The sequence below is a fragment of the Flavobacterium sp. ALJ2 genome (assembly GCF_015594725.1).
Classification (GTDB): domain Bacteria; phylum Bacteroidota; class Bacteroidia; order Flavobacteriales; family Flavobacteriaceae; genus Flavobacterium.
In genome coordinates this window covers 252,951-268,632 of sequence record NZ_JADNRC010000004.1, presented here as the reverse complement: position 1 = coordinate 268,632, position 15,682 = coordinate 252,951, and the positions used below count along the sequence as shown (strand labels likewise).

The window sequence follows — 15,682 nt, the reverse complement described above, 5'->3', positions numbered from 1 at the left end:
TATAATAAACTTAAAGTCCAGATAAATTTTACTTTAGACTATTTTACTTTCTTGTTTCATCGCTGGCGGCACGATCATCATTATAAATATCTGTACGATAATGTTCGTCTTCGCCTTCTAGAATTTTAAGATAACTATTGTAACGTGACCAAGCAATCTCATCTCTCTCCAGAGCTGCTTTTATAGCACAATGAGGTTCGTCTTTATGCAAGCAGTTATTAAATTTACACTGATCCTTTAATTTAAAAAATTCAGGGAAATAACCACTAACTTCTTCTTTTTCCATATCAACAATACCAAAGCCTTTAATTCCTGGTGTATCAATAATACGTGCACCAAAAGACAAGTCAAACATTTCTGCAAATGTTGTTGTATGTTGTCCTTGTTTACTTGCAGTCGAAATCATTTTTGTTTTAAGATGCAAACTAGGCTCCATCGCATTTACTAGAGTTGATTTACCAACTCCTGAATGCCCAGAGAACATCGTTACCTTACCAATCATCATTCCCTTTAATTCCTCAACACCTTTCCCTTCTGTCGATGAAATACGCAAACATTTGTATCCTACTTGCTCGTATACATACTGCATATACAATTGCTCATCAAGCGTAGCTTCATCAAAAGTATCAATTTTATTAAAAATCAAAACAGTTTCAATACCATATGCCTCGGCAGTAACCAAAAAGCGGTCGATAAAATTAAATGTTGTTGGTGGATTATTAATTGTTACTAATAAAAATACACAATCAATATTAGATGCAATAATATGCATCTGATGAGATAAATTCACGGATTTACGAACGATATAATTCTTTCTTTCGTGAATATTATGAATCGTTCCTGTTACAGTATCTGAACTTTCTTCGAGTTCATAATCCACAACATCACCTACAGCTATAGGATTGGTACTCTTAATACCTTTCATCCTAAACTTTCCTTTCATTCTACACTCTATAAAATCACCACTTTCGGATTTTACGGTGTACCAACTCCCTGTAGATTTGTAAACGGTTCCTGTCATTTTTTAATTTTAGATATTCAGATTTCAGCTTTTGGATTCAAAACTAAATTCTTTGCAAAGATAAATGATTGTTTTTCGTTTAAAGTTTAAAGTTCAAAGTTTTTGATCTTAAGTATAAATTAAAAAAATCTCCACCACTTTCTTAAAAGTGATGAAGATTCTATTTTCGAGAATTATTAACCATTTAAGTAATATAAAACCATTTAAGTTTAGTGCTTACAAATCCTTAATATGAACTTATACCTCTTATATGGTTTAAACCGAATTATGCATTAAGAATTCTCTCTTGGTGACTGATACTTTCTTGGTGAATAGCTTTAAACATTTTAAGCACAAACTCTTCCGACAATCCTTTTTTCTCCCCTTCCAGAATCATTTTTCCTAAAATTTCGTTCCAACGGTTATTTTGAAGAATAGCAACGTTTGCATTTTTTTTCACCTGACCAATTTCGTCTGCAACTTTCATACGTTTCCCTAATAAATCTAATAAATTAGCATCTAGAACATCGATATTAGCTCTTAATTTCGACATTTTTTGGCTATACTCATCTGTTTTATCATCCGTTTTTCTTACTCTCAAATCTTTGAAAATTTGTTTCAAAGTATCTGGTGTAACTTGTTGTGCAGCATCACTCCAAGCATTATCAGGATCAGTATGAGTTTCGATAATCATACCGTCATAATTTAAATCCAAAGCCTCTTGAGTAACTTCAAGAATCATTTTGCGGTCTCCTGTAATATGAGATGGGTCAATAATTAAAGGCAAATCAGGGAATTTATTTTGTAATTCGATAGCAATCTGCCATTCTGGAATATTTCTGTATTTTGTTTTTTCGTAAGTCGAAAACCCTCTGTGTATAACTCCTAGTTTTTCGATTCCCGCCATATGTAAACGTTCAACACCACCTAACCACAAAGATAAATCTGGGTTAACAGGGTTTTTAATCAAAACGATTTTATCTGTTCCTTTAAGAGTATCTGCAATTTCCTGAACTGCAAATGGATTTGCTGTTGTACGAGCTCCAACCCATAAAACATCAATATCATGTTCCAAAGCCAATTTACAATGTGCAGCAGTCGCAACTTCAGTTCCCATTAGTAAACCAGTTTCTGCTTTAGCTTTTTGTAACCATTTCAAACCAATTTCTCCTACACCTTCAAATCCTCCTGGACGTGTTCTTGGTTTCCAGATTCCAGCTCTGAATATACTCACATCAGAGTTTTTTAATTCATGTGCAATTTTCAACACCTGCTCTTCAGTTTCAGCACTACAAGGTCCTGCTATTACTAGTGGATGATCTAATTTGAATGCCTCTAACCAATTTCTCATTTCTTTCTTATTTTCCATCTTTTCTTTAGTTTATTTTTTAATAGTAATTCCGTTTAATATTTCTTTTATTTTATTCACGCTTTCCATTTCTTCATAAATGGCATTATAATCATCTGCAACCAGTAGATCTTTAAACTGGGTAAGATTTGATATATATTCTTCCAGGGTTTCAATTACCTGTTTTTTATTTTGTTTAAAAATTGGCGTCCACATTGCTGGTGAACTTTTTGCCAACCGTACGGTACTTTCAAATCCACTTCCCGCCATATCAAAAATATCTTGTTCGTCTTTCTCTTTATTGATAACTGTCTTTCCTAGCATAAACGAACTGATGTGAGACAAATGCGACACATATGCAATATGCTTATCATGCGATGTTGGATCCATATATCGTATCCGCATTCCTATTGCTGTAAAAAGCTGTAAAGCCTTTTCTTGTAATTTAAAAGTAGTTTTTTCTACCTCGCAAATAATATTCGTTTTCCCTTTGAAAAGTCCTTTTATTGCTGCTGAAGGCCCAGAGAATTCTGTTCCTGCAATTGGATGTGTTGCTATAAAATTTCTTCTTCTAGGATGATTTACTACTGCTTCGCAAATTGGTTTTTTGGTAGAACCTACTTCAAAAACTATTGTCTTTTCGCCAATTACATCTAGAACTTTAGGTAAAACGGAAAGCGCAACATCTACCGGAACTGAAACAATCACAAAATCGGCAGTTCCCAAATCATCAAAAGTCGACGCTTTATCAATAACTCCTAATGCAATTGCTTCTTGCAGATGCTCCTCGTTATTATCAATTCCGTAAATAGTAGCATTTGGATATAATTCTTTGATATCTAAAACCATTGAACCACCTATTAACCCTATTCCTATTACGTGTATATTCATTTTTTATTTTTTATTTGAAGCTTCCCGATAACTATCGAAACCTGCTGTCCAACTGTGTCTTTTTCATTTCTAACAACTTTTAGTTTTAAAATCTATCTATTGCTTCTTGTATTTTTTCTTCTTTTACGCAAAGTGAAAACCTTATGTATCCTTCTCCGTTACTACCAAAAATAGTTCCTGGTGTAATAAAAATATGCTTCTCATATAATATCTGATTGATAAAATCTTCTGCTGATGCTATACCTTCTGGTAATTTTGCCCAAACAAATAATCCAACTCCTTCAGCATATACTTTACAACCCAATTTTTCGGCTAGCTTATCGGTCAGTTCACGACGACGTCTGTAAATCACATTCTGCTCTTCAAACCATGATTCATCACAATTTAATGCTGCAATAGCTCCTTTCTGGATTCCGTAAAACATCCCGCTATCCATGTTACTTTTCACTTTCAAAACTGCATCAATCACCGCAGCGTTACCTAAAACCATTCCAACTCTCCATCCTGCCATATTAAAGGTCTTACTCAATGAATTCAGTTCTAATGCTACATCCTTTGCTCCTTCTACTTGTAATAAACTCATCGGTTTATCATTCAAAACAAAACTATACGGATTATCATTAATCAATAAAATGTTGTGTTTTTTAGCAAAAGCAACCAATTTTTCAAATAACTCTAAACTTCCTCTTGCTCCTGTAGGCATGTGAGGATAACCCAACCACATAATCTTTACTTTCGACAGATCTAATTTTTCTAAAGCTTCAAAATTTGGCTCCCAATTAGTATTTTCTTTCAAATCATAATAAACCGGAACTGCTCCAACCAAATTGGTTACCGAAGTATACGTTGGATATCCTGGATTTGGAATTAAAACATGATCTCCTTCATTCAGAAAAGCCAATGAAATATGCATAATCCCTTCTTTAGATCCCATTAATGGCAAAATCTCATTAGCGGGATTTAAAGCAACACCGTAATTATTCTGGTAAAAATCGGCCATTCCTTTTCTTAATTCTGGCAATCCCTGATAACTTTGGTATTGATGTGCATTTTCATCTTGCATTGCCGAAACTATTGCTTCGATAACTGCTTTAGAAGGATTTAAATCTGGACTTCCAATTCCCATATTGATAATTGGCTTGCCTTCTGATTGTAGCTGTCTTACTTCTCTAAGTTTTGAAGAAAAGTAGTATTCCTCTACGACATCTAATCTTTTTGCTGTTGTGATCATGGTTCTGTTTTATATTTTTTCAGCTTTGGCTTTTAGCTGTATGCTTTCTCTATTGACTTTCTAACTTTCTATTTTCTGATCTTATGCCCCGCTTAAAGGTTTTGTATTTTTATATTCTCCTAAAACTTTAAAATACTCTGCCATTATCTCTGTTAATCGTTTTGCTTTTGCGTAATCTTCGTAATCTTCAAAAGTTACATCTACGAAAAAAGAATATTTCCAAGGTGTTTCTATTTTTGGCAACGATTGAATCTTTGTTAAATTCAGTTTGCAATCGCTCATTACGTTTAAAACTGCTGCCAGACTTCCTCTTTTATGATTTAATTCGAATTTAATTGAGGCTCTGTTGATTTCATTTTTTGGTAAAAAAGAATTTTCTTTCTTAATAATCACAAAACGAGTCATATTGTTTTTGATTGTCTGAATTTCTGGCGCCAGAATCTCTAAATCATACATCACCGAAGCTGTTTTACTTGCTATTGCAGCAATACCTCTTAATTGTTTCTGTTGGATTCTTCTTGCTGTTTCAGCAGTATCTTTATCCTCTACTAATTTAATATTTGGATATTTTTTCAGGAAATCCATACATTGTAATAATGCCATTGGGTGCGAATGAACTTCTGTAATATCCTCTATTTTTTGACCTTTTAGCGCCATTAAATTTTGACTAATATTTAAATAATGCTCTCCAATTATGTGTAAATTATTTTTATCTATCAACGCATAATTCGGAATAATTGGCCCCGCAATTGAGTTTTCGATAGCCATTACAGCCTGATCTGATTTTCCAGAAAGTACGCTATCAATTAATTCTTCGAATGACAAACACTCGTCAATATCCACGTTTTCAACGAAATACTCATTCACTACCTGATGATGAAATGAACCTTTAATACCTTGTATTGCAATTTTTGTTGTCATATACTCAAAAAAAAATCCTGATTTTCATCAGGATTGTATATTAGTTTTATTTGTCTTTTTAAATTTTCTCAAATAACCATAGCACAATCCTCTCTTCTACTAAAGAAGAAATAAAAAGAGTTGCTAAAATAAAAACGGTTGCTTGACATTTTGTTTGTGTTTTTCAATAAATACTCTGCGAATGTATAAATTATTTTTACCGCACCAAAAAAAATAATGCTTTTTATTGAACAAAAAAGGATTTCCTAACAAATAAGCTCAATTTTGTAAGATATCTAAATAAATTGACCTTAAAATGCGATTTAACCAATTGCTAATTAGTAATTATAGATGTATCCCCTTTTCTTTTCCAAGAATATTATATAAAAAATATACTGATTTCTTAAATCTAAAAAAGTCTGTTATCTCTATTTACTCTAAAAACTATTAAATCTGTTACATCTGGCGAAACAAATTCAGGTAATTATTATCTACCATATATTGAGCTTAATTACTTCAGATAAATTATCTATGCAAAACGATATCCTAAAAAAAACATCTTAATGATGGCTTTTTTAAATTATCTCCTGCTTTAGCACAAGGAATAAAATGATGTCTAATTCTCCTTTCACTTTATCAGAAACAAGTAAACCAGTTTGACTATTTTGCACTTTAAGAAAACAATCCCACAACAGGTTTATTATTTATTCCAATTTTAGAATAATCAAAATTCATTTTTTGTTGTAATAAAGAGGCGTAAACACTTCTGAAATCAATTTCATATTTTAAATCTCCGTTATCGAGATTGGTCAAATCAGGATTTTTTCCTAAAATTGTTCCTTTATTGTTCCCTCCTATAATAAACATTGGTGCTGCCGTTCCGTGGTCTGTTCCGTTTCCATTGTCTTTTACTCTTCTTCCAAACTCCGAGAAGACAACTACAGTAACATTTTGAAGCATCTTAGACTGCTTTATATCCTTATAAAAGCTATAAAGTGCATCGTTTAATTCAGTTAATTTTCTCCCGTGAATTGCAAGCTGATTATCATGCGTATCAAAACCTCCTAATGATGTATAATACACTTTTGAGTTTAAATTTCCTTTTATCAATCTTGCAATCCATTCCAGATTTTTAGACAAGCCTGTTTTAGGATAACCTATTTCGGCTTTTGATTTTGCCAATGCTTTCTGGATTTCATTGGAACCTTCGGTAACCGAGTTGGCTATTTTTCGAACAAAATCCAATTGCGGATTATCCGATAACATTACATTCTCCTCTTTATCTGATTTCACTTTAAATCGGTTTGGATCTTTTACCGTGATTGAATTTGGCTCAAATCCTTTCAAAGCCAAATTATCTATAGTATCTAGATTTATTCCTGCCGTAGCCTGATGCTCTTTACACTGCAAGTCTAAGTAGCGCCCAAGCCAGCCTTCATTTATATATTTGTTCGAATCTGTTGCTGTTTGCCAAATCTCCTGACTGCGAAAATGTGAACGAATAGGCTCTGGATAACCAACATTTTGAATTACAGTTAAATCTCCATTCTGTTGCATTTGAGCAAAATCTTTTAAAGAGGGATGAAATGCCATTCCTTTATTTTTTCCTACCATAACATCTTTATCCAAAGCAATTTTTGTCCTCAAATCATAATACAACGGATTATCGTACGGAATAAAAGTATTCAATCCATCATTCCCACCGTTAAGTTGAACAAATACAACACATTGTTCCCCAACTACCAAACTATTTTGAGAACCATAAGCGTGCAAAAAATCAGGAAGTAAAAGCACCCCACCAGTAAACGTTCCTGTTATCGATATAAAATTCCTTCTGTTCATAACCTTAAACTTCTAGATTAATTGATATTCTGGTAATTTTGAAATGTAATTAAACAATCGAATCACTGCAAAATCAGCATGAGAATCCTTAGGGGAAAAATCATATTTCTGTAAGTTTTCCATATCTTTTTGCATAGAGTCACTTACATTAAATAATAACCTATTCGACAATTCTGTAATAATTGTTTTATTATTTCCGTTGGAATTAAAATCGATTTTTACATCAATTTTCTCGTATTCGGTCTTTTGTTTTTCACTTTCACTACTCATAGTATTCAGTACTTTTCTTGTAATGCTTCTTCCGCTGCAAAGTATATCCGAGGTATTATTTCGTTGTAAATAAATCTGAGAAGTCAGCCATGAATTCCCCCCATCCCATCCTTTTACATTAACTTGATTATACAAATCCATTCCTTGCTGTTTCAAAAAGAATACAATCACACCATCATCCAAATCGTCAATATGCAATTCTTCTAAAAGTTGTAAAATATACACCAACGGATTTTTAATTTTAGTTCCGGAAACATCTTTGGTATATTCCTCTGTGAAAATTTTAGTTAGTAAGGGTTGCATTTCAAACTTCACTTTCCTGAAATAATCTCCATAATAGGTCACTAATTCTTTGGATGGATTATCATAAACAAACCATTTCAGAATTTTTCGAGTAATTAAATACGGAATATTCTTTTGTTCAAAAATAATATCGACTAAATCATCGGCTTTCCAATTTCCAGTTTTTCCAAAATAAGTTTTATCAGTATTGTCTTCAGCAAATTTTCTATAAACCGCATTATCATCACCATAATTTAATCCTGCCAAAGCCCTAGCGCCATTTTTAATATCGCTTTCGGTATAATTTCCAATTCCGATTGTGAATAATTCCAGTAATTCCCTACTTAGATTTTCGTTGTATTTACCTTTTTTATTATCAACGTTATCTAAGTATTTCACCATCGCATTCGATTTTATAATCTGCTTGGTTAGTTCTTTGAAATTTCCAAAAGCATGTTCTCGTAAAATCATATTGTGCTGATAAATCCAATAATTGACTTTTACTTTTTGGGAAGTTGAAACAAAATGATTGTGCCAGAAACAAACCATATTTTCTCGCAATGGAAATTCATCATTTTGCATTTTGGCAATCCACCATTTTTTTAATTCAACTGATGAATAAATCTCTTGCTTGAGAATCTTCCTTTTAGCATCTGTATCTGCTGTTTTTATAGATTCACGTAGCTCTTTAAGTTCAATAAGTGTTTTGGGACCATCGTCTAAAAAAGCTGGAAGTTGTTTGTCGAAATTTGAGTCATAGGAATGTTTTAGAAATTTTTCTAATCCTAGTTTTTCAATCTTATCGAATTCTTTACCTGAAAAACCCAATCGTAACGACCAAACATTGCTTTTTTTCATAATAACTAGAATTATATTGAAAATAGGACTCAACTATTTTTTAAAGGTTTAACTTAGAGATATCTTATAAACTACTTAGATATTACGTTTTAAAACTCTTTGATACCATTTAAAACGGATATTTTTTAGGTATATTGCCAAAAAAAGCAGCTATCATTATGATAACTGCTTCCTATTAAATTAAGAGCAAATACTATTCTCTCTGCTCAATTTTATTTCTTCTAAATTAAGACCCACACATTTCGCAATCATCTGGATCTCCGGCTTGTGCCTTTAATAGCATTGCTTTATAATCCTCTACGTTTATTGGCTCTACTTCTGGAGTTAAAACTGAAACCGATGCTTTAGCTACTGGTGCAATTTCTTCTTTCTTATCGTTGTTTAATGTAAATTTAATTGCATCTACAGCCGATTTTGTTCTCAAGTAATACATTCCTGTTTTTAAACCTGATTGCCATGCATAGAAGTGCATTGATGTAAGTTTAGAATAGTTCGCATCTTGCATAAACAAGTTTAATGATTGCGACTGGTCAATAAAATAACCTCTTTGACGTGACATATCCAAGATATCTTTCATAGACATTTCCCAAACTGTTTTATACAATTCTTTAAGATCAGCTGGAATTCCATCAATATTTTGAACTGATCCGTTATGACGCATGATCTCTTGTTTCAGAGTTTCATTCCATAAACCTCTTTCTACCAAATCATGAAGTAAATGCTTGTTTACCACAATGAATTCTCCTGAAAGCGTTCTTCTTGTATAAATATTTGATGTATATGGCTCAAAAGCCTCATTGTTTCCTAAAATCTGAGAAGTAGATGCTGTAGGCATTGGTGCAACTAATAAAGAGTTACGAACACCGTGTTCTACAACTTCCTTACGCAATGAAGCCCAATCCCAACGTCCTGACAATTCTTCGTCTTTCATTCCCCACATATTGTATTGAAATTCTCCTTTTGACATTGGAGATCCTTCAAATGTAGAATATGGTCCTTCAATTTTAGCTAATTCCATAGATGAAGTTACGGCAGCAAAATACAATGTTTCAAAAATTTCTTGATTTAATTGTTTTGCTTCATCGCTTGTAAATGGCATTCTTAACATGATAAAAGCATCAGCAAGTCCTTGAACACCTAAACCAATTGGTCTATGACGTACATTAGAATTTTCTGCTTCTTTTACTGGATAATAATTTCTATCAATTACTTTATTTAAGTTGAATGTTACACGTTTAGTAACATCAAATAATTTTTGGTGATTAAATTGTCCATTCTCAACAAACATTGGTAATGATATTGAAGCCAAGTTACAAACTGCAACTTCATCCGGAGATGTAAACTCAATAATTTCAGTACATAAATTTGATGAACGGATTGTTCCTAAATTCTTTTGGTTTGATTTACGGTTTGCTGCATCTTTATACAACATGTACGGAAGTCCAGTTTCTACTTGAGATTCAAGGATTTTTTCCCATATTTCTCTTGCTTTAATTGTTTTTCTTCCTTTTCCAGCTGCCTCATAACTTAAATACAAAGCGTCAAATTCTTCACTGTGTACATCCGATAATCCTGGACATTCATTAGGACACATTAATGTCCAAGTTGTATCTTCCTGAACTCTTCTCATGAATAAATCTGGAATCCACATTCCAAGAAATAAATCACGGGTTCTCATTTCTTCTTTACCATGGTTTTTTCTCAAATCAAGGAAATCAAAAATATCAGCATGCCAAGGCTCAATATACATAGCAAAACTTCCTTTACGTTTTCCTCCACCTTGATCAACATAACGAGCTGTCATATCATATACACGAAGCATCGGAACAATTCCATTAGAAGTTCCATTAGTTCCGCTAATATAAGATCCAGTTGCTCTAACGTTGTGTATTGCTAAACCGATACCTCCTGCTGACTGTGAGATTTTAGCTGTTTGTTTTAATGTATCATAGATCCCATCAATACTATCGTCTTTCATTGTTAATAAGAAACAAGATGACATTTGAGGTTTTGGTGTTCCTGAATTAAATAATGTTGGCGTAGCGTGAGTAAAGAATTTTTTAGACATTAATTCATACGTTTCGATCGCAGACTCAATATCATCTTTATGAATTCCTATTGAAACACGCATCAACATATGTTGTGGTCTCTCAACAATTTTTCCGTTTATTTTTAATAAATAAGAGCGTTCTAATGTTTTAAATCCAAAATAATCGTAATTAAAATCACGGTTATAAATAATTGTTGAATCCAGAACCTGTGAGTTTTTCTTAATTATTTCGTAAACATCATCTGCCAGCAAAGGCGCTTCTTTACCTGTTCTTGGGTTAACATAATTATACATATCTGACATCGTCTCTGAGAAAGATTTTGTCGTATTAGAATGTAAATTAGAAACGGCGATACGAGCAGCTAATTGTGCATAATCTGGATGCGCAATAGTCATAGATGCAGCAGTTTCGGCAGCAAGATTATCCAATTCTGAAGTCGAAACTCCATCATACAATCCTTCAATAACACGCATAGCTACTTTAACAGGATCTACAAGTTCATTTAACCCGTAACACAACTTTTTGATTCTGTCTGTAATCTTATCAAACATTACTGGCTCTTTACGTCCATCTCTCTTTATTACATACATAAGCTTACTTTTTATTGTTATTGAAAAAATGAAAGACACTGAAATAACGAATCCCAGTACTTAAACATTGTGTGTTTTATTTTTAATATTAGAAATTACTTCCCAATAGTTTGCCTCTCCTCAATCTAATATATAGATCAAAAATTAGTCAGTAATACTATTGAATCTTCGATTTAGGAGAAAAATTCAATCTTTAAATTGTCTAGTTATAAGAACCTTCGTTCATTAATTTTATTATTTCTAGTGCGTGGTAATCACTAAAAATTACTGATGTCTAAAAATCTGCATCAAAGCTAATTTTCTGAGAATCGCTATCTCCACCAGAGCTACTATTCATAACTCCTGCTTTTTGATATTCTGAAACTCTTTTTTCAAAGAAATTAGTTTTCCCTTGAAGCGAAATCATATCCATAAAGTCAAATGGATTTGATGAGCCATAAACACGGTCGCAACCTAACTCAACAAGTAATCTATCTGCAACAAATTCTAAATACTGCGTCATTAAAACTGCATTCATACCAATTAAACTTACTGGAAGAGATTCTGTAACAAATTCTCTTTCTATATCTAAAGCATCAACGATAATTTCTTTAATTCTATCTTTTGGAACTTTATTTATTAAATGGTGATTGTGTAAATGCACTGCGAAATCACAATGAACTCCTTCGTCACGAGAGATTAATTCGTTTGAGAATGTTAAACCTGGCATTAAACCACGTTTTTTCAACCAGAAAATAGAACAAAAAGCACCTGAGAAAAATATTCCTTCTACTGCAGCAAATGCTATTAAACGCTCAGCAAACGAGTCAGATTCAATCCATTTTAATGCCCAATTTGCTTTCTTTGCAATTGCAGGAAAAACATCTAATGCATTAAACAACTGATCTTTTTCAGCTTCATCTTTTACATAAGTATCGATAAGAAGTGAATACGTTTCGCTATGAATATTTTCCATCATGATTTGAAAACCATAGAAAAATTTAGCTTCAGCATATTGTACTTCGTTTACAAAGTTCTCAGCTAGATTTTCATTTACAATTCCATCAGATGCAGCAAAGAATGCTAATATATGTTTAACGAAATATCTTTCATCATCTGACAACTTATTATTCCAATCATTCAAGTCTTGATGTAAATCAATTTCTTCAGCAGTCCAAAAACTCGCTTCCATCTTCTTATACCAATCCCAAATATCATGGTGCTTGATTGGAAAAATTACGAAACGGTTCTTATTTTCTTGTAAAATTGGTTCGACTTGTGACATTATTGTTGTGTTTTATTTTAAAAAATTTCAATGAATTTTCATCCATTTCTGTAGACTACAAAGATTGTCATTTGTTGGCTAAAATAAAAGCCAAACTTATTCACAATCGGCTCTAGTTTTTAACAAAGCGACAAAAACAGAATAATTTTCATACAATTATTAACTTTCTGTAAATGAATAAGTTAAATCTAACTAAATAGACTCTAGCAACCGTGAGATATAGGATTTTTAAAATAAAAAGCAAGACTTTTTTATAAATTTTAAAAATATTTTTTATGAATCATTTGGAAGATTCTTTATTATAATCTCAGCTTTATTCAATTATGAAAATAGATTTTTTTTTAAGAGCGCTTCAGATCTTCCGCAATTTTATCAAGCTCCATATACCAATCTTCGCCAAACTTACGAATTAACGCTTCTTTGACAAATTTATAAACTGGAACTTCAAGCTCCTGACCCAAAGAACAGGCTGCGTCGCAAATGTCCCATTTATCATAATTAACTGCTGCAAACTCAGTGAAGTCTTTTACTCTAATTGGATACAAATGACATGATACAGGTTTTTTCCAGCTCACGATACCTTGATTGTATGCTTGCTCGATACCACAAAGCGCAGTTTTTCCATCGAAAATCACATATGCACAATCCTTATTATCTATTAATGGTGTTTCAAAATCACCATCAATACCTTTAATCCAAGCTCCTTGTGCTTCAATTGCCGCAATTCCTTCTTTTCGCAAAAAGGGCTTTACTTTTGGATAAATTTCTTCCAAAATTTTTGTCTCCTCTTCACTTAAGGGAGCCCCAGCGTCTCCATCAACACAACAAGCGCCTTTACAAGCAGATAAATTACAAACAAATTCTTTTTCAAGAATATCCTCAGAAATAATAGTTTTCCCTAATTGAAACATGATAATAGTGTACTGAATTATAAAAATGCAAAGATAGTCAAACTATCTCGATGCCCGCTAGATAAATTGAATCAAAAAAAAAAATAGACATCAATTCTACTTAATAGATTAACCAAATAAAGCTCATTTTTGTTACAAAAATCACGCAAGAGCCGCTAAAACATATTTTTATAACAAAAAATTACAGATTAATGCCGAAATGTTAAAAAAAGCCATTTATTTTTTACCTTTACACACGTTTAACTCTTAAATAAAAACACATGTTAGAAATAGACTTAAAAGAAATAATTACTGTTGGAATGGTACTCTTTGCCGTAATTGACATCGTTGGTTCTATTCCTATTATTGTTAACCTAAGATCTAAGGTTGGACACATTGAATCTGAAAAGGCTTCGATAGTAGCCGGACTAATAATGATTATCTTTCTTTTTATTGGAGAAGGTTTCCTGAAGATAATTGGTATCGACGTACATTCTTTTGCTGTCGCTGGATCTTTTGTATTGTTTTTTCTAGCCTTAGAAATGATACTCGGAATCCATATATATCGTGATGAAGAAGCAAGCTCTGCTTCTATAGTACCATTAGCTTTTCCTTTAATTGCAGGAGCTGGAACTATGACCACATTACTTTCACTACGTTCACAATTTCATACTATAAATATTGTTATTGCTATTATTCTCAACATAACCCTTGTATATATTGTTTTAAAATCATCCTCGAAAATTGAAAAAATGCTGGGAAAAAACGGACTTGGCGTAGTTAGAAAGACTTTTGGAGTTGTACTTTTGGCTATTGCTGTTAAATTATTCGCAGCTAATGTTAAAGGTTTGTTTGTCTAAAATTAATTTTCATAAATTTACCCACTAGTAATACTTAAAAGTCGAAATACTCGTTTACGGAACTACCAAAAGCAATATTTCTTTTTTAATTATTTCTTTTAATCATTTAGAAATAAATAGTTATCCTATGAAAATTTTTACTTCCATATTAGTGCTTTTAGCATTAGCTTTGATTATTTTCAATATTACTTTGCTTGACTTTCAAAATCCTTTACAAGGAGATAGCATGGTAGCATTTATTGGAATAGCAGCTGCATTTTGCGCCGTACTAATTCTTTTAATTTTTAGAATTTCTAAAAAGATAGAAGAAAAAATGAATGATCAATAATAATATGTTTGATATTTTAATTATTGGCGGAGGCGTATCAAGTATGTCCTGTGCACTTGTTTTAGGATCTGCACAAAATAAACCTTTTGTCATTGATAAAAAAATTGGGGTTTTTACGCATCAAAAAAGTTCTTCTCTCCAAGATGCTCTTTTCAACAATGCTTACGGTATTATACCTGGGAAATTAGGTTCTGAATTATTATCAGAAAGTACCGAACATTTAAATCAGGAATACCCACATATTACACAAATTCCCAACGAGAAAGTAATAAAGATTGAAGGTGAATATCCTGAATTTTTAATTACTACCAACAAAAACACGTACAAAACTAAAATAATAGTTATTGGAATTGGTTCTGCAAATACTTTTGCTATCGAAGGCTTAACAGAATACATTGAGCCTCACAAAAAAGCACTCCCCGAAAAACAACGAATTCAGTTAAAAAACAGTGATCATAAAGTTGCCGAAGGCATTTATGTTATTGGTACTCTCGCTGGTTGGAGAAGCCAACTGGCAATTGCAGCAGGAAGCGGTGCAGCCGTTGCAACTGATATATTAACACTATGGAATAATGGCGTACAAACTCATGCGCACGATAGTATTCGATAATTTCTTAAAACATTAGTTTTTTTATTTTACAGAAATAATTTCTTTTACTTTTATATGTTTCTCTGTGTTGGTTTTCCATATATCTCCTTTTAAAGAAACCTCATCTCCCTCTTTTAATTTCTTGTAGTTTTCAGGACCGCCCATATTTACAATACTTATTATAGCATAATAAATTTCGTTTTTCTCGGTCTTAACTTTTGCAGTATATCCGTCTTTACCAAACTCAATCGATTCAATTTTCCCTGAAATAGTATTATTATCTTTCATAGTTACGCAAGAAATCACAAGAACCATTAAAACTAACAGGAAACTTATTTTTTTGGCATTCCTCATCTTTTATCTTTTTAATTGAACTATTAATGCTATTTTAACTTTACACCGTTTCCTACAATAACCCTTAGATTATCAACAAATTGCTTCCAAACTCTACTATATCCAAAAATGCCATCTAAAAGGCTTTTCATGCT

The 15,682-nt window shown here is 32.3% G+C and carries 14 protein-coding genes; 3 read left to right on the top strand and 11 right to left on the bottom strand.

What is annotated here, in order from left to right; translation table 11 throughout:
* Positions 1-43 precede the first annotated feature (43 nt).
* The 10 genes from rsgA to IUY40_RS06725 all read right to left on the bottom strand — a co-directional run bounded on the left by rsgA (position 44) and on the right by IUY40_RS06725 (position 13,438).
* Positions 44-1,021, bottom strand: coding sequence for a ribosome small subunit-dependent GTPase A (gene rsgA, locus IUY40_RS06770; RefSeq protein WP_195736094.1), 978 nt, complete (start codon positions 1,019-1,021; stop codon positions 44-46).
* 265 nt (positions 1,022-1,286) lie between these two features.
* The gene (locus IUY40_RS06765) at positions 1,287-2,369 is read right to left on the bottom strand and encodes a bifunctional 3-deoxy-7-phosphoheptulonate synthase/chorismate mutase type II (protein WP_195736093.1); all 1,083 of its coding nucleotides are present in this window, start codon (positions 2,367-2,369) and stop codon (positions 1,287-1,289) included.
* A gap of 12 nt (positions 2,370-2,381) precedes the next feature.
* Positions 2,382-3,239: a prephenate dehydrogenase gene (locus tag IUY40_RS06760; RefSeq protein WP_195736092.1), complete on the bottom strand. Its 858-nt coding sequence runs from the start codon at positions 3,237-3,239 to the stop codon at positions 2,382-2,384.
* An 85-nt stretch (positions 3,240-3,324) separates the two neighbouring features.
* The gene (locus tag IUY40_RS06755) at positions 3,325-4,470 is read right to left on the bottom strand and encodes an aminotransferase class I/II-fold pyridoxal phosphate-dependent enzyme (RefSeq protein WP_195736091.1); all 1,146 of its coding nucleotides are present in this window, start codon (positions 4,468-4,470) and stop codon (positions 3,325-3,327) included.
* Positions 4,471-4,551: 81 nt separating this feature from the next.
* The gene (locus tag IUY40_RS06750; RefSeq protein WP_195736090.1) at positions 4,552-5,391 is read right to left on the bottom strand and encodes a prephenate dehydratase; all 840 of its coding nucleotides are present in this window, start codon (positions 5,389-5,391) and stop codon (positions 4,552-4,554) included.
* Positions 5,392-6,042: 651 nt separating this feature from the next.
* Complete coding sequence (locus IUY40_RS06745) at positions 6,043-7,212, bottom strand: DUF1501 domain-containing protein (protein WP_195736089.1); 1,170 nt, start codon at positions 7,210-7,212, stop codon at positions 6,043-6,045.
* Positions 7,213-7,224: 12 nt separating this feature from the next.
* The gene (locus tag IUY40_RS06740; RefSeq protein WP_195736088.1) at positions 7,225-8,622 is read right to left on the bottom strand and encodes a DUF1800 domain-containing protein; all 1,398 of its coding nucleotides are present in this window, start codon (positions 8,620-8,622) and stop codon (positions 7,225-7,227) included.
* Between the two features lie 226 nt (positions 8,623-8,848).
* Complete coding sequence (locus IUY40_RS06735; RefSeq protein WP_195736087.1) at positions 8,849-11,263, bottom strand: ribonucleoside-diphosphate reductase subunit alpha; 2,415 nt, start codon at positions 11,261-11,263, stop codon at positions 8,849-8,851.
* Between the two features lie 274 nt (positions 11,264-11,537).
* Positions 11,538-12,527 carry a ribonucleotide-diphosphate reductase subunit beta gene (locus IUY40_RS06730; protein WP_195736086.1) on the bottom strand — a complete coding sequence of 330 codons (990 nt, stop codon included), beginning with the start codon at positions 12,525-12,527 and terminating at the stop codon, positions 11,538-11,540.
* Positions 12,528-12,868: 341 nt separating this feature from the next.
* Complete coding sequence (locus IUY40_RS06725) at positions 12,869-13,438, bottom strand: DUF3109 family protein (protein ID WP_195736085.1); 570 nt, start codon at positions 13,436-13,438, stop codon at positions 12,869-12,871.
* Between the two features lie 260 nt (positions 13,439-13,698).
* Here IUY40_RS06725 and IUY40_RS06720 point away from each other — a divergent pair, with 260 nt between their 5' ends.
* The 3 genes from IUY40_RS06720 to IUY40_RS06710 all read left to right on the top strand — a co-directional run bounded on the left by IUY40_RS06720 (position 13,699) and on the right by IUY40_RS06710 (position 15,215).
* On the top strand, positions 13,699-14,277 hold the full coding sequence (locus tag IUY40_RS06720) for a MarC family protein (protein ID WP_129540701.1): 579 nt from the start codon (positions 13,699-13,701) through the stop codon (positions 14,275-14,277).
* A 127-nt stretch (positions 14,278-14,404) separates the two neighbouring features.
* Positions 14,405-14,605, top strand: coding sequence for a hypothetical protein (locus tag IUY40_RS06715; RefSeq protein WP_195736084.1), 201 nt, complete (start codon positions 14,405-14,407; stop codon positions 14,603-14,605).
* A 4-nt stretch (positions 14,606-14,609) separates the two neighbouring features.
* Entirely contained in the window at positions 14,610-15,215 is a 606-nt protein-coding gene (locus IUY40_RS06710) for an FAD-dependent oxidoreductase (protein ID WP_195736127.1), read from the top strand.
* A 21-nt stretch (positions 15,216-15,236) separates the two neighbouring features.
* Here IUY40_RS06710 and IUY40_RS06705 read toward each other — a convergent pair whose 3' ends face one another.
* A complete protein-coding gene (locus IUY40_RS06705; protein ID WP_195736083.1) occupies positions 15,237-15,548 on the bottom strand; it encodes a hypothetical protein in 312 nt (103 codons plus the stop codon).
* Positions 15,549-15,682: the final 134 nt, after the last annotated feature.